The sequence below is a fragment of the Agathobaculum sp. Marseille-P7918 genome, from assembly GCF_964248325.1.
Lineage (GTDB): Bacteria > Bacillota > Clostridia > Oscillospirales > Butyricicoccaceae > Agathobaculum.
This window is the reverse complement of record NZ_CAXTXI010000001.1, coordinates 58,414-77,819: the sequence shown is the minus strand read 5'-3', so window position 1 is coordinate 77,819 and position 19,406 is coordinate 58,414. Positions and strand designations below refer to the sequence as shown.

22 protein-coding genes and 1 riboswitch are annotated in these 19,406 nt (G+C 51.2%); of the genes, 16 read left to right on the top strand and 6 right to left on the bottom strand.

The genetic code is table 11. The annotated features are described in order from the left end of the window. Window positions 1-120 precede the first annotated feature (120 nt). Together ACESSO_RS00395 and ACESSO_RS00390 are read left to right on the top strand one after the other, a co-directional pair. Window positions 121-870 carry a GntR family transcriptional regulator gene (locus ACESSO_RS00395; RefSeq protein WP_373163009.1) on the top strand — a complete coding sequence of 250 codons (750 nt, stop codon included), beginning with the start codon at window positions 121-123 and terminating at the stop codon, window positions 868-870. A 35-nt stretch (window positions 871-905) separates the two neighbouring features. Next, the gene (locus ACESSO_RS00390; protein ID WP_373163007.1) at window positions 906-1,559 is read left to right on the top strand and encodes a peptidylprolyl isomerase; all 654 of its coding nucleotides are present in this window, start codon (window positions 906-908) and stop codon (window positions 1,557-1,559) included. Window positions 1,560-1,619: 60 nt separating this feature from the next. On the opposite strand, the gene ACESSO_RS00385 is transcribed toward ACESSO_RS00390, so the two are convergent. After that, a complete protein-coding gene (locus ACESSO_RS00385) occupies window positions 1,620-2,504 on the bottom strand; it encodes a LysR family transcriptional regulator (protein ID WP_373163005.1) in 885 nt (294 codons plus the stop codon). 222 nt (window positions 2,505-2,726) lie between these two features. Here ACESSO_RS00385 and ACESSO_RS00380 point away from each other — a divergent pair, with 222 nt between their 5' ends. From ACESSO_RS00380 to ACESSO_RS00340, 9 genes are all read left to right on the top strand, one after another. Further along, a complete protein-coding gene (locus ACESSO_RS00380; RefSeq protein WP_373163002.1) occupies window positions 2,727-3,266 on the top strand; it encodes a flavodoxin family protein in 540 nt (179 codons plus the stop codon). Window positions 3,267-3,287: 21 nt separating this feature from the next. After that, a complete protein-coding gene (locus ACESSO_RS00375) occupies window positions 3,288-4,055 on the top strand; it encodes a carboxymuconolactone decarboxylase family protein (RefSeq protein WP_373163000.1) in 768 nt (255 codons plus the stop codon). A gap of 25 nt (window positions 4,056-4,080) precedes the next feature. Continuing rightward, window positions 4,081-4,184: riboswitch (TPP riboswitch) on the top strand. 90 nt (window positions 4,185-4,274) lie between these two features. Continuing rightward, window positions 4,275-5,066 carry a bifunctional hydroxymethylpyrimidine kinase/phosphomethylpyrimidine kinase gene (gene thiD / locus ACESSO_RS00370; protein ID WP_373162998.1) on the top strand — a complete coding sequence of 264 codons (792 nt, stop codon included), beginning with the start codon at window positions 4,275-4,277 and terminating at the stop codon, window positions 5,064-5,066. A 6-nt stretch (window positions 5,067-5,072) separates the two neighbouring features. Continuing rightward, window positions 5,073-5,582, top strand: coding sequence for an energy coupling factor transporter S component ThiW (thiW, locus tag ACESSO_RS00365; RefSeq protein WP_373162996.1), 510 nt, complete (start codon window positions 5,073-5,075; stop codon window positions 5,580-5,582). Then, window positions 5,579-6,406 carry a hydroxyethylthiazole kinase gene (thiM, locus tag ACESSO_RS00360; protein ID WP_373162994.1) on the top strand — a complete coding sequence of 276 codons (828 nt, stop codon included), beginning with the start codon at window positions 5,579-5,581 and terminating at the stop codon, window positions 6,404-6,406. The genes thiW and thiM overlap by 4 nt, the downstream gene beginning before the upstream one ends. A 63-nt stretch (window positions 6,407-6,469) precedes the next feature. Beyond that, window positions 6,470-7,141, top strand: a complete 672-nt coding sequence (tenA, locus tag ACESSO_RS00355) for a thiaminase II (protein ID WP_373162992.1) — start codon at window positions 6,470-6,472, stop codon at window positions 7,139-7,141. Next, window positions 7,142-7,897, top strand: a complete 756-nt coding sequence (locus ACESSO_RS00350) for an ABC transporter ATP-binding protein (RefSeq protein WP_373162990.1) — start codon at window positions 7,142-7,144, stop codon at window positions 7,895-7,897. Further along, window positions 7,894-8,643 carry an ABC transporter permease gene (locus ACESSO_RS00345; protein WP_373162988.1) on the top strand — a complete coding sequence of 250 codons (750 nt, stop codon included), beginning with the start codon at window positions 7,894-7,896 and terminating at the stop codon, window positions 8,641-8,643. Before ACESSO_RS00350 ends, ACESSO_RS00345 begins: the two co-directional genes overlap by 4 nt. 31 nt (window positions 8,644-8,674) lie before the next feature. Continuing rightward, on the top strand, window positions 8,675-9,697 hold the full coding sequence (locus tag ACESSO_RS00340; RefSeq protein WP_373162986.1) for an ABC transporter substrate-binding protein: 1,023 nt from the start codon (window positions 8,675-8,677) through the stop codon (window positions 9,695-9,697). A gap of 200 nt (window positions 9,698-9,897) precedes the next feature. Here the strand turns inward: ACESSO_RS00340 and ACESSO_RS00335 are convergent, their stop codons facing one another. After that, window positions 9,898-10,767, bottom strand: a complete 870-nt coding sequence (locus tag ACESSO_RS00335) for a DegV family protein (RefSeq protein ID WP_373162984.1) — start codon at window positions 10,765-10,767, stop codon at window positions 9,898-9,900. Window positions 10,768-10,795: 28 nt separating this feature from the next. After that, on the bottom strand, window positions 10,796-11,992 hold the full coding sequence (locus tag ACESSO_RS00330; protein WP_373162983.1) for a M24 family metallopeptidase: 1,197 nt from the start codon (window positions 11,990-11,992) through the stop codon (window positions 10,796-10,798). Between the two features lie 147 nt (window positions 11,993-12,139). Here ACESSO_RS00330 and cls point away from each other — a divergent pair, with 147 nt between their 5' ends. The 3 genes from cls to ACESSO_RS00315 are packed head-to-tail and all read left to right on the top strand — an operon-like array spanning window position 12,140 to window position 14,931. Beyond that, on the top strand, window positions 12,140-13,666 hold the full coding sequence (gene cls, locus ACESSO_RS00325) for a cardiolipin synthase (protein WP_373162982.1): 1,527 nt from the start codon (window positions 12,140-12,142) through the stop codon (window positions 13,664-13,666). A 48-nt stretch (window positions 13,667-13,714) separates the two neighbouring features. Then, a complete protein-coding gene (locus ACESSO_RS00320) occupies window positions 13,715-14,476 on the top strand; it encodes a threonine/serine exporter family protein (RefSeq protein WP_373162980.1) in 762 nt (253 codons plus the stop codon). After that, window positions 14,473-14,931: a threonine/serine exporter family protein gene (locus ACESSO_RS00315; RefSeq protein ID WP_373162979.1), complete on the top strand. Its 459-nt coding sequence runs from the start codon at window positions 14,473-14,475 to the stop codon at window positions 14,929-14,931. Before ACESSO_RS00320 ends, ACESSO_RS00315 begins: the two co-directional genes overlap by 4 nt. A 39-nt stretch (window positions 14,932-14,970) precedes the next feature. Here the strand turns inward: ACESSO_RS00315 and ACESSO_RS00310 are convergent, their stop codons facing one another. After that, on the bottom strand, window positions 14,971-15,294 hold the full coding sequence (locus tag ACESSO_RS00310; RefSeq protein ID WP_373162978.1) for a permease prefix domain 1-containing protein: 324 nt from the start codon (window positions 15,292-15,294) through the stop codon (window positions 14,971-14,973). Continuing rightward, the gene (locus ACESSO_RS00305; protein ID WP_373162976.1) at window positions 15,281-15,634 is read right to left on the bottom strand and encodes a PadR family transcriptional regulator; all 354 of its coding nucleotides are present in this window, start codon (window positions 15,632-15,634) and stop codon (window positions 15,281-15,283) included. Before ACESSO_RS00305 ends, ACESSO_RS00310 begins: the two co-directional genes overlap by 14 nt. Before the next feature lie 153 nt (window positions 15,635-15,787). On the opposite strand from ACESSO_RS00305, the gene ACESSO_RS00300 reads away from it, so the two are divergent. Beyond that, window positions 15,788-16,279: a COG2426 family protein gene (locus tag ACESSO_RS00300; RefSeq protein ID WP_373162974.1), complete on the top strand. Its 492-nt coding sequence runs from the start codon at window positions 15,788-15,790 to the stop codon at window positions 16,277-16,279. 115 nt (window positions 16,280-16,394) lie between these two features. Here ACESSO_RS00300 and ACESSO_RS00295 read toward each other — a convergent pair whose 3' ends face one another. After that, window positions 16,395-17,837: a nicotinate phosphoribosyltransferase gene (locus tag ACESSO_RS00295; RefSeq protein WP_373162973.1), complete on the bottom strand. Its 1,443-nt coding sequence runs from the start codon at window positions 17,835-17,837 to the stop codon at window positions 16,395-16,397. A 250-nt stretch (window positions 17,838-18,087) separates the two neighbouring features. Here ACESSO_RS00295 and ACESSO_RS00290 point away from each other — a divergent pair, with 250 nt between their 5' ends. Continuing rightward, window positions 18,088-19,341: an argininosuccinate synthase gene (locus tag ACESSO_RS00290; protein ID WP_373162972.1), complete on the top strand. Its 1,254-nt coding sequence runs from the start codon at window positions 18,088-18,090 to the stop codon at window positions 19,339-19,341. The last annotated feature ends 65 nt before the right edge of the window (window positions 19,342-19,406 follow it).

The window sequence follows — 19,406 nt, the reverse complement described above, 5'->3', positions numbered from 1 at the left end:
GCAAAAAGCTGATGTGAATATATGATGATGCGGTATTTTAATTTTTATGTCGGAAGGTTTTATTAATACGGGGTGTGTGTTATAATAAATAAATCAGTTTATTCTGCAGAGAGGTGCGTCATGCCGAAGGCAAAATATGAACAACTGTATCAGATTCTGAAAGAAAAAATCGAATCCGGTACATATCCGCCGCAGGAAATGCTGCCGAGCGAACATACGTTAATCGCTGAGCTGGGGTGCTCGCGCAACACGCTGCGCCGCGCCGTGAGCGAACTGGTGCGGGAAGGCTATGTGCAGACCATGCAAGGCAAGGGGATGCGCAATATCTTTGAGCCATCCCAGCAAACAACATTTACATTGGGTACGATTGAGACATTCGGCGAGTCTGCGGCACGCAACCAGAAGCGCGGAACAAGCAGAGTTCTGCTGTTTTTGCCGGTGACAGCGGATCGGCAGCTTGCTGATAAGACTGGCTTTGCGGAGGGGACGCCGCTGTTTTACATCCAGCGTTTGCATTATCTGAACGGAAAACCGCTGATTTTCAATCACAGTTATTTCCGGCAGAATGTGGCGAAGGGCCTGACACGGGAGATCGCAGAACAATCGATTTATCGTTATCTGGAAACCGAACTGCATATATCTATCATCAATAGTAAGCGCGTGGTGACAGTGGAAAGGGCAACATCGCTTGACCTCCAGTATTTGGATTTGGGAGACTGCAATTGCCTTGCCGTCGTCAGCAGCCAGACCTATAATAGCGACGGCGTGATGTTCGAGTATACGCAGTCGCGCCACCATCCAAACTTTTTCCGATTCCAGGACAATGCAGTGCGGCGTTCGTCCGCACAGGGTAAGCTGGAAGAAAAATAATGGAAAACCGAAAACACAGAAAAAGGAGTAACACAATGAGCAACAGGAAACGTTTTTGGGGCATTTGCGGTATCTTAGCAGCACTGGTTTTGAGCGGATGCAGTGGCGCAGGAGAGCAGAGCAATGCGGCCGATACGCAAAATGCCCAATCGGATACGGCGCAGAGTGAAATTCAAACCGAGGTTGAGAGCATCGGTACGCATCATGCGGAAATTAAGATTCAAGACATGGGCACGATCACAGTCGAGTTGGACGGTGACGCCGCGCCGATCACGGTGCAGAATTTTATGGATTTAGCGGAAAGCGGTTTTTATAACGGCCTGACCTTTCATCGGATCATTAACGGCTTTATGATGCAGGGCGGGGATCCGAACGGAGACGGAACGGGTGGATCTGATCAGACCATCAAGGGGGAGTTTGCTGAAAACGGCGTAAAAAATGATTTGTCGCATACGCGTGGCGCAATCTCGATGGCGCGCGCGCAGGATATGGACAGTGCTTCTTCACAGTTTTTTATTGTCCATCAAGACAGCACCTATCTGGATGGACAGTATGCTTGCTTCGGCTACGTGACCGACGGCATGGACATCGTCGACAAGATTTGCGAGAATACGCCGGTGGAAGATGGTAACGGTACAGTGCTGCCGGATAATCAGCCGGTGATCGAAAGCATTACTATCACCGATTAATAGAATGCAGAAAAACCGTCTCCCATGGGAGACGGTTTTTGCGTATTGGTGTAAGCGGATTCAAGAGATAGCAGCCCGAAGTTGTGCTAAAAAATATTCGGCAGCCTTAGATAGAGCTGCATAGCGTTTCCAGACCAGCGACATGCCCAAGGTGATGTCTGGCGTGAGGGGACGAAAGCAGAGACTGCTGTCGCCGCCGGTGTTGATGAGTTTATCCAGTGTCAACACATAGCCCATGTTTTCGTCGGCCATCAGAGAGGCATTGTACGCCAGATTGTAGGTTGCGCTGATTTGCAGTTCGGACAAGGGTTTTTGTATCCATTGCAGGAAATTCGGAAAGTGAATCATCTGACGGGATAAAATCAGCGGTTTGTCCCACAGATCCTCCGGCGCGATGCAGTCCTTTTGCGCAAGAGGGGCGTCTTTGCGCATCAAAACCCCCCAATGGTCCAGCATGGGCAGCGCTAGTTGTTCATATTTGGAGGAGTCAGTTGTGCCGAGCAGCAAACCAAAGTCGAAAAGCCCTTTGTCCAGTCGGTCAATCAGATCCTGCCCATCGCCGCTGACAACATGAAAATGCACATCCGGGTATTTTTGCTGAATTTGATGAGCCACTCGCGCAATGGCACGAAGCGAGTCTGTTTCGCCGGCGCCGATGAAGATATCACCAGCCATCCCGTGACCGGACTGCCGAATCTCGTTTTCGGTTTTCTGTACCAGGTCGATAATTTCCTGCGCACGCTTGCGAAACAGACGGCCTTCTTCGGTTAGTCCGATTTTATGATTCCGCTTGCCGCGCACCAGAAGCTGCTTGCCAAGCTCTTCCTCCAAATCCTTCAGCTGCCGTGAAATGGTAGGCTGTGTCAGATTCAAATATTCAGCGGCCGCCGAAATACTCTGTTCCTGCGTGACAGCTAAAAAATATTCCAAAACCCGAAGTTCCATGTTTCGCCTCGCTTTCCGACAAGAAATACAGATATGGATGCAAACAGTGTACCGATAATATGCATGCTTGTCAAGCATGAAATGGGGAAAAAGATAAGTATTTGCTATTGGATGATTTTCTTTTTATAATAAAAGGGAAAGGAATGCATGATGACCGGAAAGAAAGAGTGTGCCTGAAAATAGGAAGAATAAACGATAGGCGCATGACGGAGGAACAAAAAAATGGGTAAAAAAGTTTTGGTTGTGGCGACCAGCCCGCGGAGGAACGGAAATTCCAATCACCTTGCCGAGGCATTTGCGAAAGGCGCAGCGCAGGCAGGGCATCAGGTAGAAACAGTCTATTTATGCGAAAAAAACATCGGGTTCTGCCGGGGATGTTTGTTTTGTCAGAAAACCATGCGCTGTGTTATCCGCGATGATGCAGATACAATCGTACATCAAATGGGGGCAGCGGACGTATTGGTGTTTGCAACACCGATCTATTACTACGGCATGAGCGGCCAGATGAAAACTATGTTGGATCGGGCAAATCCGCTGTTTCCATCTGACTATGCCTTCCGTGATATTTATTTATTGACTGCGGCGGCAGAGGACGATCCGGAAACGCCGGAAGGTGCAGTGCATGGCTTACAGGGTTGGATTAGCTGCGTTGAAAAAGCACATCTGGCAGGCAGTGTGTTTGCCGGCGGTGTAACGAACGAAGGGGAAATCGAAGGCCATCCGGCGCTAAAAACTGCGTTTGAGATGGGAAGCAGAGTATAACAGGAAAGGATGCGTATTATTATGGCAGTCAAGCAGACGGCGGGACGGGATTCGTTGGGTGAATTTGCCCCGAAATTTGCCGAACTCAATGATGATGTGTTATTTGGGCAGGTGTGGAGTAGGGAGGATAAGCTCTCGCTGCGCGACCGCTCTTTGGTGACGGTAGTGTGTTTGATGGCACAGGGATTGGTGGATTCTTCGTTCCAGTATCATTTGACCACGGCAAAGCAGAACGGTATCACCCGTGCGGAAATTTCAGAAATTTTGACGCACGCAGCGTTTTATGCAGGATGGCCTAAGGCGTGGGCAGCGTTCCGGATGGCAAAAGAGGTTTGGATGGAAGAAGAGCAGGCAGCGGACGGCAAAGCCGCGCATCAGAATGAAATGGTGTTTCCCATCGGTCAGCCGAATGATGCGTATGCACAGTATTTTATCGGGCAGAGCTATCTGGCACCGGTATCGACCGAGCAGGTTGGAATCTTCAATGTGACCTTTGAACCGGGCTGCCGCAATAACTGGCATATCCATCACGCGGATAAGGGCGGCGGACAGATTCTTGTTTGTGTAGCCGGTAAGGGCTATTATCAGGAATGGGGCAAGCTTGCAGTAGAACTGCATCCGGGAGATACGGTCAATATTCCGGTGGGGGTGAAGCACTGGCACGGAGCTGCACCGGATAGCTGGTTCTCCCATCTGGCAGTGGAGGTACCGGGTGAAAACGGCAGTAACGAATGGCTGGAAGCGGTGGATGACACGGCATATGCAGCCGCATGCAGACAGAACGCTTGACAAATGTTCCAACAAGTGCTAACTTAATATAAAGCAAGGGAGCTTCCGTAGGAGGCTGAGAGGAGGTTTTGACCTCGACCTTACCTGATTTGGATAATGCCAACGTAGGGATGCTGGTACAAGCTGGAACCGCACGCAGGTGCGGGCATTTTCGGACGCGAAAGGACATCCTGATCGGGATGTCCTTTTTTCATGCAGAAATGACAGGAGGAAACGGGAATGAAGAAAGTACTTACCATTGCAGGCTCGGACTGCTCGGGCGGTGCGGGCGTGCAGGCGGATTTAAAAACGATGGCAGCGCACGGTATATTTGGTATGAGTGTCATTGTGTCAGTTGTGGCGGAAAACACCGCTCGTGTGATTGACATTCAGGACATCAGCCCTAAGATGATCGAGGAACAGATTGATGCGGTGTTTGAAGATATTGTGCCGGACGCAGTTAAAATTGGAATGCTGTCCTCGCCCGCGTGCATGAAAGCGGTTGCGGGCAAGCTCGCGCAGTACAAGCCGCAGCATGTGGTCATTGACCCGGTGATGTTTGCCAAAAACGGTGACGCGCTCATGGACCCTGCTTCAGTCGGCACACTGATTGAGACAGTGCTGCCGTTTGCAGATATTCTGACGCCCAATATTCCCGAGGCGCAGTATATTGCGGATATGCATATCACAACGCCTGCGGATATGGAGGAGGCGGCGCGCCGCATCCATGCGAAGGGCTGCCGCAACGTACTGGTCAAGGGCGGAAAGAACATGGCGGGTGCGGTAGACGTGCTGTATGACGGCACAGACTTTCACCGCTATGAAATCGTGCAGCTGGATACCACCAGCACGCACGGCACGGGCTGCACACTGTCCTCGGCGATTGCATCCAATCTTGCACTCGGGTATTCCATACCGGAGGCAGTGGAAAGAGCAAAGGCATACGTGACCGATGCCATTCGCCATGCGCCCGGCTTTGGAACCGGCTGCGGGCCGCTGAATCATTTTTGCCGCATTTTCTCGGAGGAGTGAGTTGCTATGCAAACAAAATCTGTTCGTAAACTGACGATTGCGGGCTTTCTGGTGGCGGTGGTCGTAGTTGGCAGCCTATTTTCCATTCCTGTTCTGGGCGCGAAGTGCTCGCCTGTACAGCACATGGTTAATGTGCTGGGAGCGGTCCTGCTCGGACCGTGGTATGCTGTTGGCATGGCGTTTGCCGCCTCGCTCATCCGCAATCTGCTGGGACTTGGCAGCCTGCTGGCGTTTCCTGGCTCGATGATTGGCGCATTGCTGTGCGGCGTTGCATATAAACTACTGCCCAAGCTGCCAGTTGCGTATGTCGGTGAAGTGTTCGGTACGGGTGTTCTGGGCGGCATCGCGTCTTATCCGATTGCGGCGGTGCTGATGAATAACAAGGCTGCGGCGCTCTTTACCTTTGTACCGTCTTTTCTGGTATCGACCGCAGTGGGGGCTGCGATTTCTGTTTTGGTTTTGGCGGCACTCAAGCGCACGCAGGTATTTGGCGAACTGGAGGGTGCGCTGCGGTGACGGAAAGCCTGAAACAGATCGTATTGCATACACAGTCGCTCCGTCCGATGGTGCATTCGATTACCAATAATGTGACGATTAACGATTGTGCAAATATCATCCTTGCGGCGGGCGGCACGGCCATCATGGCGCAGGATGAGCGTGAGGTTGAGGAAATTACCGCACACGCCGACGCACTAGTGCTGAACATGGGCGCGCTGCGCGCGCAGGAAGCCATGCTGCTAGCTGCACGTACATCCAAACGGCTGGGACATCCGGTTGTGCTGGATCCGGTCGCGGCAGGAGCAAGCCGTCTGCGCAGTGAAATGTGTGGCCGTTTGCTGGCTGAAGGGCTGGTGTCGGTCATTCGCGGCAATGCATCCGAGATTCGCTCGCTTGCAGCGGGACAGGAGAACGCCGCAGGCGTGGAAGTCGATGCACTCGACCGCGTAACCGAGCAAAATCTTGCCGAATCTGCTGCATGGCTGCGTCAGTTCAGCCAGCAGACCGGCGCAGTCGTCATGCTGACCGGCGTGATTGACCTGATAACCGATGGACAACGTACCGCGGTGCTGCGGGGCGGCAGTGAGCTGATGGGCCGGATTACCGGTGCCGGCTGCATGCTCACGTCGCTGACCGCACTGTATTGCGGAGCGAATCCAAATATACCTTTTGAGGCCGCTGTTGCGGCGGCGGAGGTGATGAATCATTGCGGAGAACAAGCGCAGATGCGCGTGCGTAAAGAGATGGAGGGCACCGCTTCCTTTCGCACACGCCTGATCGACGCAGTCAGTCTGCTGACGGCGGATGATTTGGCAAACGCATATCAAATTCAACTGATTTAAGAAAAACAACAAGCGCTGCCGGCAATCTGCCGTCAGTCCAAGTCATTCATTGGGGGTACCACCTTGAAAAAAAACCAAACAACCGAGAGACTGCTTGACGCGTCCCGGGAAATATGGGCGGGTTATCTGAACCATCCCTTTGTCCGGGGCATTGCAGACGGCAGCCTTGCTGTAAACAAATTCCGTTTCTATCTGTTGCAGGACTACCTGTATCTGTTCGATTACGCTAAAGTATTCGCGCAGGGTGTGGTTAAGTCCCGCGAGCCTGAAATTATGCGCACTTACGCATCTTATGTGGCCAGTATTTTAAACGGCGAAATGGAAATCCATCGCGGTTATATGGCGCGGCTGGGCATCACTGAGGCGCAGGCAGAGTCCGTTAAGCCCTCGCTGAGCAACCAGTCCTACACCGCTTATATGCGTGCAGTCGCGGCTGAGGAGGGCCCGGCGGAAATTATGGCGGCGGTGCTGTCATGCGCGATTAGCTATGAGTACATCGCAAAGTGGATTGTCAAAAATTATCCGGATGCAGAAAACCATGATTTCTATGGAGAGTGGGTGCGCGGCTACGCCAGTGAAAGCTACGCTGCGGAAAATCACCGTCTGATTGCGCTGATGGAGCGTCTGAGTGGGGATTATACCGAAGAACAGCTTCAGCGGTTGACCGACATTTTTGTCGCTTGCTCACGTTATGAGGCAATGTTCTGGGATATGGCATGGAACGAGGCGATGTAAATGCTCGAGTTTCAAAACGTTGTATTCCAATATGACAGCGAGGATTTCAACATCATCGACGGCTTGTCGTTTCATATTATACCGGGCGAGTTTGTGTCGGTTATCGGCCCGTCGGGCTGTGGCAAGTCCACAATCTTTCGGCTGACCAATCAGCTTTTATACAAAAAATCGGGCGAGATTCTGGTAGGCGGGGAGAAGATTGATGGGCGGCGCGGCTACTGCGGCTACATGCCGCAGCGTGATCTGCTGTTCCCATGGCGTTCGGTACGCGATAACCTATGCCTGCCCATGGAGATTCGCGGCGGTATCAGCCGCGCAGAAATGGTGCAGCGTGCAGATGAGACATTGGCGCATGTCGGTCTGTCCGGCTGGGGCGATAAGCGGCCGGATGAGTTATCGGGTGGTATGCGGCAGCGTGCGGCTTTTGCACGTACTCTGCTGACTGGTTCCGAGCTTTTGCTGCTGGACGAGCCGTTTTCTGCACTGGATTTCCTGACACGTATTGCTATGCAGGAGTGGTTGCTTGACCAATGGGAGAGCGATCACAAAACCGTGTTGTTCATTACGCATGACGTGGAGGAGGCAATTTTTCTGTCCAGCCGCGTGCTGGTAGTAGAGGAAACACCAATCCACCGTCTGGTGTCGTTTGATGTGCCTGCGCCGTATCCGCGCACCCGTGCATGCTTGACAGAGCCTAAAATGCTTGCGCTGCGCGAGCAGCTGATCGCTCTGCTGCGGCGGGAGGTGGCGGTATGAAAAAGAATGCCAATCTGCCCGCGCTGCTGTTCCTGTTTGCGTTGCTTGTCGTTTGGCAAGCGGGTGCAATGGGCATGAATGCGGCCTATATTTTGCCATCGCCGACGCAGATTCTGGTGCGCATGTGGGAGCTGCGCGGTCCGCTGCTGACCGCTCATCTGCCTGCCACTTTGCTTTGCACGGGCATTGGTCTTGCAATTTCGATTGTGTTGGGTCTGCTGCTGGCCGTATGGATGGACGCCAGCCCGGTCGCAGAGAAAATGCTTTATCCACTGATTGTTGCTTCGCAGACTATCCCGACGACGGCACTCGCGCCGCTCTTTGTCCTTTGGTTTGGCTACACAATCTGGAGCAAGGTGCTGGTTACTGTGCTGATTACATTTTTTCCGATTGCCATTACGGTGTTTGACGGCTTCCGATCGGCCAGCACGGATATGATCGACATGCTCAAAACCTTTGGCGCGGGCAAACGAGAGATTTTTCTCAAGCTCAAACTGCCCGCTGCGCTGCCGTATTTCTTTTCGGCCATTAAAATGGCGATTCCGCTGTCTATCATTGGCGCAGCGATCGGCGAGTGGCTGGGCGCACAGGCAGGATTGGGCTATTTTAGCCGTCGCATGATGACGCAACTGGACGGCGCAGGCGTGTTCGCGCCTATCGTGCTGCTCAGCGTGGTGGCAATGGTGGCAGTGGCGATTGTGTCGTGGATTGAGAAAAAAGTTGTCACTTGGCGCGGAAGTTTATAACAGAGATACAACAGAAAGGAACGGAACATAGATGAAAAAGAAATTTTTTGCCGCGCTGGCGGCATGTGCGCTGTTGCTGAGCGGCTGCGCAGGCGGTCAGACGGCCGGAAATAAAACGGAAAATGCAGAGAATAGTAACGGCGATTTGCGCGAATTGACCGTTGTGCTCGACTGGTATCCGAATGCGCTGCATGCGTTTTTGTATCAGGCGGAGCAGGCCGGTTATTTTGCTGAGGAGGGCCTGACGGTTAACATTCAGCCGCCTGCAGGCGTCAATGATGCGATGAGCATGGTTGCTGCCGGCAAGGCGGACATTGGCCTGTATTATCAGCAGGATGTCATTCAGGCGCGTGTCGAACAGAATGTGCCGGTTAAGTCGATCGGTGCAGTGGTGCAGGCGCCGCTTAACATCGTCCTGTCGCTCAAAGAAAAGAACATCACCGAGCCTGCCGATCTGGTGGGCAAGACGGTCGGCTATGCGGGTACTGAGCTTTCCGAGGCGCTTATTCGCAGCATCATGCAGAAAAGCGGACAAGACCCGTCAAGTGTGAAGATGGTTGATGTTGGTTTTGACCTGATGAGCTCGATGGTGACGGGCAACGTCGATGCAACTATTGGCTGTCTAGTCAACCACGAAGTGCCGCAGATGGAGAAGGAAGGCTTCGAAGTCAATTATTTCTTCCCGGATGATTACGGTGTGCCGCAGTACTACGAAGGTATCTTTCTGGCAAACGATGAGATGATTGAAAATGAGCCGGACGTGCTTGCAGGTTTCCTGCGCGCCTGCCAGAAGGGCTTTGAGGATTTCAAGAATGATACGGACACAGTGCTGCAGGTGTTGCTGGACAATCAGGACGAATCTAACTTCCCGCTTGACCCGGATGTGGAAAAGCAGTCCTGCCAGACGCTTCTGCCGCTGATGGAGACTGCAGACGCGCCGTTTCTCAGTCAAAGTGAAACCTGCTGGCAGGAGAATATTGACTGGATGTATGACGAGGGATTGATTTCGACCAAGCCGGATGTTTCCGAAGTTATGGCAACCATTGATTTTTAATTGCTTTTTTATCCGATTTGGATGAGAGAAGGACAAAACAAACAAATTTAAGAATATGCTCCCTGTATGGAAATGGCCTTTGCTGTTTCACATAGAGGGAGTATTTTTGTGCTGAACAAATAAGCGCACAATAAATGGCCGACAGCGAAAGGCTGCCGGCCGAAAGAAAGTAAAAGTATCTGCCGAGTGACACAAAACCTTTATTCCGGTTTTCGGTCACCGCCAAAGAAAAAGGTTGTCAGCACACCGGGACCGGTATGCGAACCAATAACTGTACCGATATAACGAATATCCGATTGCACGCCGCTTTTTTTCAGAAGATCTGCCAGTTTTTGTGCATCTTCCGGGCAGTCGCCGTGACAAATACGGACGATTTGCTTTTTATCGGACATTTCGCGTACGGTTCGATCAGCCAAATACTGGATGGCTTTCTGCCGGCCGCGCACCTTGCCGCATACGCTGAGCTTCCCTTCGTTATCGACCCAGATGAGCGGTTTGATTCCTAGCAGACTGCCGACAACAGCAGAGGTTTTGCTGAGTCGTCCGCCGCGGTGCAGATGGCCCAGATCGTCTACAGTGACCAGATGAATGACATGCAGACGCATTTGCTCGATGGCGGCAGCCGTTATTTCGGCGGTGCAGCCACTGTCGCGCATTTCACGTGCTTTGTCTACGAGCAGGTACTCGCCGCCGGTAGCGGATAGCGAATCGACACAGAAAATTTTTCGCTCTGGATAGAGCGGGGCAAGCTCGTCGCGTGCCATACAGCCTGCATGGAATGTTCCGGACAGGCCGGACGAAAAACCGATATACAGTACATCCTGACCGGCATCCAGTGCTTCACGGAAGATGGTTAGGAAAGTATCGAGCTTTGCCTGTGAGGTGCTCGACTGCTTACCCTGCCGCAGCAAATCGTAAAACTGATGAAAAGATACGGTTTGACCGCAGTCTTCTTCAATGGTGCGATTATCAATGGTAAAAGCGAGCGGCACACATTTGATTTCATTCTGGGAAAAGTAAGATGCAGTTTCGTCAATGGTAGAATCGGTGACAAGCGTAAACGGATACATGGGCATACTCCTTTCAGACGGGATGGATTTAGCCGATGATTTCTAAAGTGGTATCGCACGCACCAGTCAGGGAACGTGCGGGGCCTTGAGACACAATTTCATAAGTGTTTTCACAGCCGACCAGACCGATACCATCCAATGCAATTTTAGGCTCGACGGCGAGCGTCATGCCAGCGGTAAGCGGTTCGTTGAAGCCTTTGGCCAAGACCGGAGTTTCATCCATCGTCAATCCAATGGAATGGCCGAAAAATTTGCAGGCATTCATAAAGCCGCTGCGGAAGGAAGGATCGACACAAGCAAGCAGTTTTTCATAAATTTCCGATGGGACAGCACCCGGCTTCATCATGGCTGCAGCTTCATTTTCCAGAAACACACATTGCTCTCGTGCGGTACGAATCAGGCTGCCTTGCGGATGGCGGCCCAGTTCTCCGTAATAGAAAGTAATGCTTTTGTCGGTATGGTAGCCGTGCATGCCGCAGGGGATGTCCAGCAATACCACATCACCTTCATGCAGACGACGTTCTGAAGAGCCGATGGACTTCATGGCAATGCAGGTGCCAACCGTACCGGATGGACTGTCGAGAGCTGCTGCACGCAGACTGTTTTCGCTGAAGCTGGCAACACCCAGCACATCTTCTGCCGCGGGCTGATTGAAGCGGGAAATGCCCATGGCACCGCGGTCCAGCATAGCCGTACAAATTTCGCTGCAAAGGCGCGCCTCACTGACGCCGGAGCGAAGCAAAGCAGGCGCAATCTGCTCAATCACCTGCTGGTGCAGGCGACCGGACTGACGCATGCAGTCCAGCTCATAGGGGCTTTTCACTGCACGCAGCTGGATTAGTATATCATCTGCGGGTTTGGGGATAAAGGGCAGATATTTGTTAAGCATGGTCAGCTTTTGCAGCGTCATGGTACGCGATGCAACGTAAACGGTTTCCGGTATATCGGGAAAGGCTTCTGCAATGCCGCGGAAACTGCTGAGCGGGCGAATATCACCGAAGAGAGATTCCTGCTGTGCACAGTCGTAAGAGCGCCGCACAAACAAGGTCGCTTTCTCCGGGGTGATGACGAGCGCGCCTTCCTGCATTGTGCCGGTGAAATAATAAAGATCAATCTTGTTCTCCAAAATCATCATGGACCATGCGGGATCACGCTGCGCCATAGCATGGCGTAAACGGTCAAGACGGGCCGACAGTTCATCGGCAGGAACAGGGGTATGGGGCATTGCTATCGTCCTCCGGTAAAGAATTTTAAATTTGTATACTTTATCTTATCACAGATTTGTACACAGAGCAATGCATGTAGATTGACTTTTACAATTTGGTGCGCTATCATGATATATGTGAAAGTTTTTGATGAAAGGAGTCGGGTTATGCGCAAACTAGTGGGTCGCCTGCTGGGCGACCGCCGGATCGTGGGCGGCTTTCTGTTGGCATTGCAGCTGCTGATTGTGATGTATGGACTGGGATGGCTGAGTGAAACCTCAAGCTGGATGCCGCATGCATTGACGGTGCTCAGCGTCATTATCGTGATTTGGTTGGTCCGCAAATACGATAATCCGACTTATAAAATTACATGGATTATTGTTATTTTGCTTTTGCCGCTTTTTGGCGGACTGTTCTATCTGCTTTGGGGCAATACGCCACTCAATCGTGCGCGCACACAGCACAAATATGAGCCGAATCCGCCGGATTTTAAGGATTATATGCGCACGCCGGCTACGGAAGAGCTGGCCGAGCGGTATCCGCGTCATGCATCACGCGCACGGTATATTGAGTCGTTGGACGGTATGCCCGCCTGGACAAACACAGAGGCGCATTATTTCCGTTTAGGGGAGGAAATGTTTGCTTCCATGTGTGAAGAACTAAAGCAGGCGCATAAATTTATCTTTTTTGAGTACTTTATCATCGAGGAAGGCGTCATGTGGAATACCATTCTCGATATCCTCAAGCAAAAGGTGCGCGAGGGTGTAGATGTTCGGGTGATCTATGATGACGTAGGTTCGATCGCCACGCTGCCGCAGCATTATGACAGATATCTGATTTCGCTTGGCATTCGCGCAGTTCGATTCAACCGGTTTATCCCAACGCTTAACACCTATTTGAATTACCGCAATCATCGCAAAATGATGATTATTGACGGAAACGTCGGCTATATGGGCGGAATCAATCTGGCGGATGAATATATCAACAAAAAGGTGCGGTTTGGACATTGGAAGGATACCGGCATCATGCTGCGTGGTGAGGGAACGGCAAATATGACCTCGCTCTTCCTGCAAATGTGGGAGTATGTGACAGGGGAGACCGTGCCGCCGCTGGACGCTTATCTGCCGACTGCAAAATTGCCGCCGGATGGCTATGTGCAGCCTTTTGCAGATTCTCCGCTGGATGACTTAAATATTGGTGAATCTATTTATCTGCAAATCATCCATAATGCGCGTGACTATGTTTATATCACGACACCTTATCTGGTACTGGATAACGAAATGATCACAGCACTGACCATTGCGGCGCAATCCGGCGTGGATGTGCGTATCCTGACACCGGGTATTCCGGATAAAAAGCTGGTTTATATGATTACCCGCTCGTATTATCAGCAGCTGCATCGCGCCGGGGTAAAGATTTACGAATACCGCCCCGGATTTCTGCATGCAAAGAGCATTGTGTCAGATGATGCAACAGCGGTGGTCGGTACCATCAACATGGATTTTCGGTCGTTTTTTCTGCATTTTGAATGTGCCACTTGTTTTTACAATAGTTCTGTAGTGGGGGCCGTGAAGCAGGATATTTTGGAAACGATTAATGTCAGTCGCCCGATTACCGATGAGTGGCTGCACAAGATCCGCTGGCTGCGTTCTATAGCGGCGAGCGTATTGCGTCTGTTTGCACCCTTGCTATAAGTAAAACGGCGGTAACAACCCGAGAAGACATCGGGAGGGATGGATGATATGCAGCAGCAGGAGCGGGTTTTGTTTGCGATACTGAATGCAGGAGAACTGCTGTTGACTGCGGGGGCGGAGGTCGCCCGTGTTGAGGACACCATTCGCCGTATGGCGCATGCATATGGATTCGCCCGAGCTGATGTGTTGACGATTACAGCCAGTATGGTAGTAACCGCGCAGACAGCGGAAGGAGAGGTGTTCACGCAGACCCGGCGTATTCTGCGGCGTGAAACCGATATGCGGAGAATTGAAGCGGTCAACGCGCTTTCGCGTGAGGTTTGCCGGAGTCCGCTGCCGCCGGAGGAACTGCATGTGCGGATTGAGGCAATTCGCAGTATGCCGGACGGTTCAAAATGGAGGCTGCCTGCGGCATATCTGCTCATTGCAGGTTCGTTTGCGGTGTTCTTTGGTGGATCATGGCGGGATGGCATTGCGGCAATGCTATGTAGCATAGTGTTGTATGCAGTAGGTCGTGTTGGGGCGCGTATCAGCCTTCAGCCAATAGTACTGACGGTAATTAGTGCTGCAGTCATGTGCCTCGCTGCCTTGATTACAGTTAAAGTAGGCCTGGGCCAAGGACTGGATTATATTATCATCGGCAATATTATGTTGTTGATTCCGGGTATTGCATTGGTGACTTCACTGCGTGATATGATTGTCGGCGATACCATCAGCGGTCTATTGGGAGCATGTGAAGCGCTACTTCGTGCGATTGCCATTGCTGCCGGCTGTGCGCTGGTACTGATGCAGTTAGGAGGCGCGGTATGAACGCTCAAATGATACAGCAGGTGTTGATGGCGACGGTTGGTGCATTGGGATTCGGATTGCTATTTCATATGTCCGGTGGCCGGCTTCTGGCAATTACGCTGGGTGGTGCGGCAAATTGGATTTTTTACCTGCTCGGTATGGAGGTTTACCATGACCGGGTGATCGCGTTTTTTGTAGCCGCATTGGCAACGGCAGTACTGGCGGAAATTTTGGCTCGTTTGATGAAAACACCGGTTATCACCCTGCTGGTTCCTATGCTGGTTCCATTGATTCCGGGCGGTGACCTATACTATACTACACTTGCATTGGTTCAGGGAGATATGGGAGCGTTTGCACAGTATGGCGGCATGTTTATTCGTGAAGCAGGCGCGATTTCTTTTGGCATTATTCTGGTAGCGTGCGCTGTTCAGACGGCTTTTCGCCTGTGGGTACTGTTTCGAGAGCAGAGAATATGAAAAGCGTTCTGCATAATGGAATGCATGCAGAACGCTTTTTTAAAAAAAGAAATATAATAGCAGATAAACCAGACAGCCGGCAATCGCGGCCCAAATTAGAAAGGTCAGCAGAAGACAAAACAGATAACTGACAGGAAAACGCGCGCGTCGCAGCATTTCTCCCAAAGCATCCGGATCGCCAAGGCTGAGCAGTGCGGTAGTGACGGCTTCGTTGTGCGGATCGCCGCGTTCATTTTCCAGATATTCTATGCGGGATAGGATGTGATCGGTTAATTCACGCCGTACCCGCGCGCGGTAGGGTGGCCAGAACAGATGACGGCACACCTGATTGAGATAGTGGGTAATGCGTTCATCCGAGGACACACGCCTCACCTCCGACTACCTTGCCGTATTGTTTGCAGAAGGATTCCCATTCGCGGCGGCATCGAGCAAGCGTTTTGACACCTTGACGGGTGAGTTGATAATACCGTCGGCAGCGTCCCGCATCAGAGGCGCGCTCGTAAGAGCGCACTTCACCGCGCGCTTCCAATCCGTGAAGAATCGGGTAGAGTGTGCCTTCTTTCATAGAAAAGGTTTGATCGGAGCGGCATTCCAGTTCTCGAATGATTTGGTAGCCGTACTTATCCTCATCTTCCAACAAGGCGAGGACAAGCAGTGTATTGCTGCCTGGAAAAGCGGGATTGCTTTTTTTGCGCGACGACATAGAAGCACCTCCAATACCTCGATTACCGATGTATCCATAGTATATCCCGACGGGAGGAATGTGTCAAACAAATTATGGAGAAAAAACCTTGCTTTATGGGAAAAATTCATGTATTATAATCAAGTATCTGTTCATTTTGGAGGATGAAAAAAGATGTTTGCTGATTTGTTCAACTGGCTGCTCGGTGCAGGACGTGAGCTTGCAGTTGTCATTATTTCTATGGTGCCGTTGGTGGAGCTGCGTGGTGCAGTGCCGTTGGGTGTTATGGCGGGTATGCCGGAGGCCACATTGATTCCGTTGGCCATTTTGGGAAATATGATTCCTATTCCTTTTTTGCTGTTTTTTGGCGAAAAGATCCTGGATTGGGTGTGCACACTGCCGCCGTTGACCAAATTTGCGACAGCCTACAAGCAGAAATTGCTTTCCAAAACCGATCAGGTTACGAAATACGCGCGTATTGGCCTGTTTCTGTTTGTTGCGATCCCGTTGCCGGGTACTGGAGCGTGGTCGGGTGCGCTGATTGCTACTATTCTGAAAATGCCGAAAACCAAGGCGCTGCTATCCATTTTGGCGGGTGTCGTTACGGCGGGTATCATTATGCTGATTGCATCACACAGCGTGATAGGTGTGGTGAATTTGTTTTAAAAAATGCGTCCGGAATGAAGACCGGACGCATTTTTCTTTTGCAGTATCAGGGGGAATAGAAATAAAAACGACCGACAAATCATTCTGCCGATTTGTCGGTCGTTTTTGCTGTGCGTTAAATGCGGCAGGCCTCCAGCAATGCATGCTTGCAGTCCCACAGTTTTTGAGATAGATCTACAAAGTAGGTCTGTGGGTTTTCAAATCGCTTGATTTGCTCCCAAAGTGTATCGACTTCGGATAGGCAATATTCGCGGATATCGTTAATACTCGGGTTGGTGTATACACAGCGTCCTTCTTTGAAAAGCTGCACACGCAGTGGACGCACGGTGTAATCGGTAACAACTCTTTTCTTCCAGGTATGGATCGGATGGAACAGGGTATAGGGCTGGTCGCTGTCAATCACCTCGTCGTGAATCGTCAGCACATCGCCAAGCGCCTTGCCGGTCTTATTGTCAAACAGGCGATAGACTTGTTTGAAGTGCGGCGTAGTGATTTTCTCTACATTTTCCGAAACCTTGATCTTGGGGATGATCTCGCCCTCGGCGTTCTCAACTGCGGCAAGTTTATAGACACCGCCAAAGACTGGTTCGGATTTTGAGGTGATCAGGCGCTCACCGATGCCGAAAGAATCCACGCATGCACCTTGTACCAGCAGATCGCGCACCAGATATTCGTCGAGCGAGTTGGATGCCATGATCTGCATATCCGGGAAACCGGCTTCATCCAGCATTTTACGTGCTTCAATAGAAAGATAAGCAATATCGCCTGAGTCTAGACGGATGCCACGCGGCCGAATGCCTTTCTCTTCAACCATTTCACGCGCAACACGCAATGCGTTGGGTACACCGGATTTAAGAACGTTGTAAGTATCCACCAGAAAAATACAGTTATCCGGATAGATATCGGCATAGGCTTTAAATGCCTCATATTCGCTGTCAAACATCTGCACCCACGAATGTGCCATGGTGCCGCCGGCGGGAATTTTGAAATCACGGTCAGCCAGTACGCAGGCGGTACCCTGACAGCCGCCGATATAGGCTGCGCGTGCACCGTAGATGGCACCGTCATAACCTTGCGCGCGACGAGAGCCAAATTCAAGTACGGTACGGCCCTGTGCCGCGCGTGTAATGCGGTTGGCCTTGGTGGCAATCAGAGTCTGATGATTGATGGTAAGCAGCACCATTGTTTCTACAAACTGTGCTTGTATCATTGGTCCTGCAACCGTGACCAGTGGCTCGCCCGGAAAAACAGGTGTGCCTTCCGGCACTGCCCAGACATCGCACTGGAATTTAAAATGTCTGAGATAATGGAGGAATGCTTCGGAAAAGCAGCCGCGGCCGCGCAGGTATTTGATATCTTCTTCGGTAAAGTGCAGATTCTTAAAATAGTCGATTAGCTGTTCGACGCCTGCCATGATGGCATAACCGCCGCCATCTGGCACACGACGGAAAAACATGTCAAAATATGCGCGGCGATCCGCGATTCCTTTTTCAAAGTAGCCATGTGCCATGGTAAATTCATAAAAGTCGGTCAACATGGTCAGATTCTTGTCTGTCATTGCGAAAACGCCCCTTTGCGCACGTAACCCGTACGCTTTTATTCATTCCATGTATCTGTCTTGACACAGTACATTTATAGATATCATAGTACGATTTAGCTAAAAGTGCAAGCATTTCTTTGCTAGAAAAAATACACAAAATGAATAAATATACATAATATAAAATATTTATAAATTATTCTTGCCAAACGATAGCATAGGGAGTATAATGAAACAGTCGAAAAAATGACAGGTATGGAGGTCAAGAGAAATGGAAAAGAAATATAACAAAGTTGTTCTGGCATACTCTGGCGGTTTGGATACTTCGGTACTTATTCCGTGGCTCAAAGAGCATTATGGCTGCGAGGTTATTGCCGTGTCCGGTAACGTCGGTCAGGCTGGTGAGCTGGAGGGTCTGGAAGAGAAAGCGCTCAAGACAGGCGCGTCCAAGCTGTACATTGAAGACCTGACCAAGGAATTCGTTGATGATTACATCATTCCGACCATGAAGGCGGGCGCTACTTATGAGCAGTACCTGCTTGGCACTTCGTTTGCGCGTCCGATTATTGCCAAGCGTATTGTCGAGATCGCGCTCAAGGAAGGCGCGGATGCCATCTGCCACGGGTGCACGGGTAAGGGCAATGATCAGGTTCGTTTCGAGCTGGCTATTCATGCGTTTGCGCCGCAGATGGATATTATCGCTCCGTGGCGTTTCTGGGAGCTGAACAGCCGCGAAAAGGAGATTGCTTACGCGGAAGCACATAATATTCCGCTGAAGATCAATAAGGAAACCAACTATTCTAAGGATAAGAACCTGTGGCACCTGAGCCATGAGGGCCTTGACCTTGAATTGCCTTCCAACGAGGCGCCGATCAATCGGCCGGGCTTCCTCGAGTTGGGTGTATCGCCTGAGCAGGCACCCGACAAGCCGACTTATGTGACTATCCACTTTGAAAAAGGCGTGCCGACTGCGGTAGACGGCGAAGAGATGGATTCGGTTGCCATCATCGAAAAGCTCAACAAGCTCGGCGGTGAAAACGGTGTCGGTATTCTGGATATTGTTGAGAATCGTTTGGTTGGCATGAAGAGCCGTGGCGTGTATGAAACTCCGGGCGGCGCGGTGCTGTACGCGGCGCATCAGAAGCTCGAGGAGATTACGCTTGATAAGGAGACGGCCCACTATAAGGCACAGGTTGCAATGAAGTTCGGCGAGTTGGTTTATAATGGCCAGTGGTACACGCCGCTGCGTAAGGCACTCTCCGCATTTGTAGATTCTACGCAGGAGACTGTTACTGGTGATGTAAAGCTCAAGCTGTATAAGGGGAATATTATTCCGGCATCCGTCACCTCGCCGTACAGCCTGTACTCCGAGGATATGGCGACCTTTAACGAGGACGATTGCTACGATCAGGCGGATTCTGCCGGCTTCATCAATCTGTTTGGCCTGCCGCTCAAGGTGCGTGCGCTGAACGACCAGATCCTGTATAAAAAGACCGGAATGCACTTCCCGTCGGTAGAAAAGTAATTCAATGATGTAGGGCGGCATGTCCGAATGTGCCGCCCTACGGGTGTTTTGTGAGGTAACGCAAT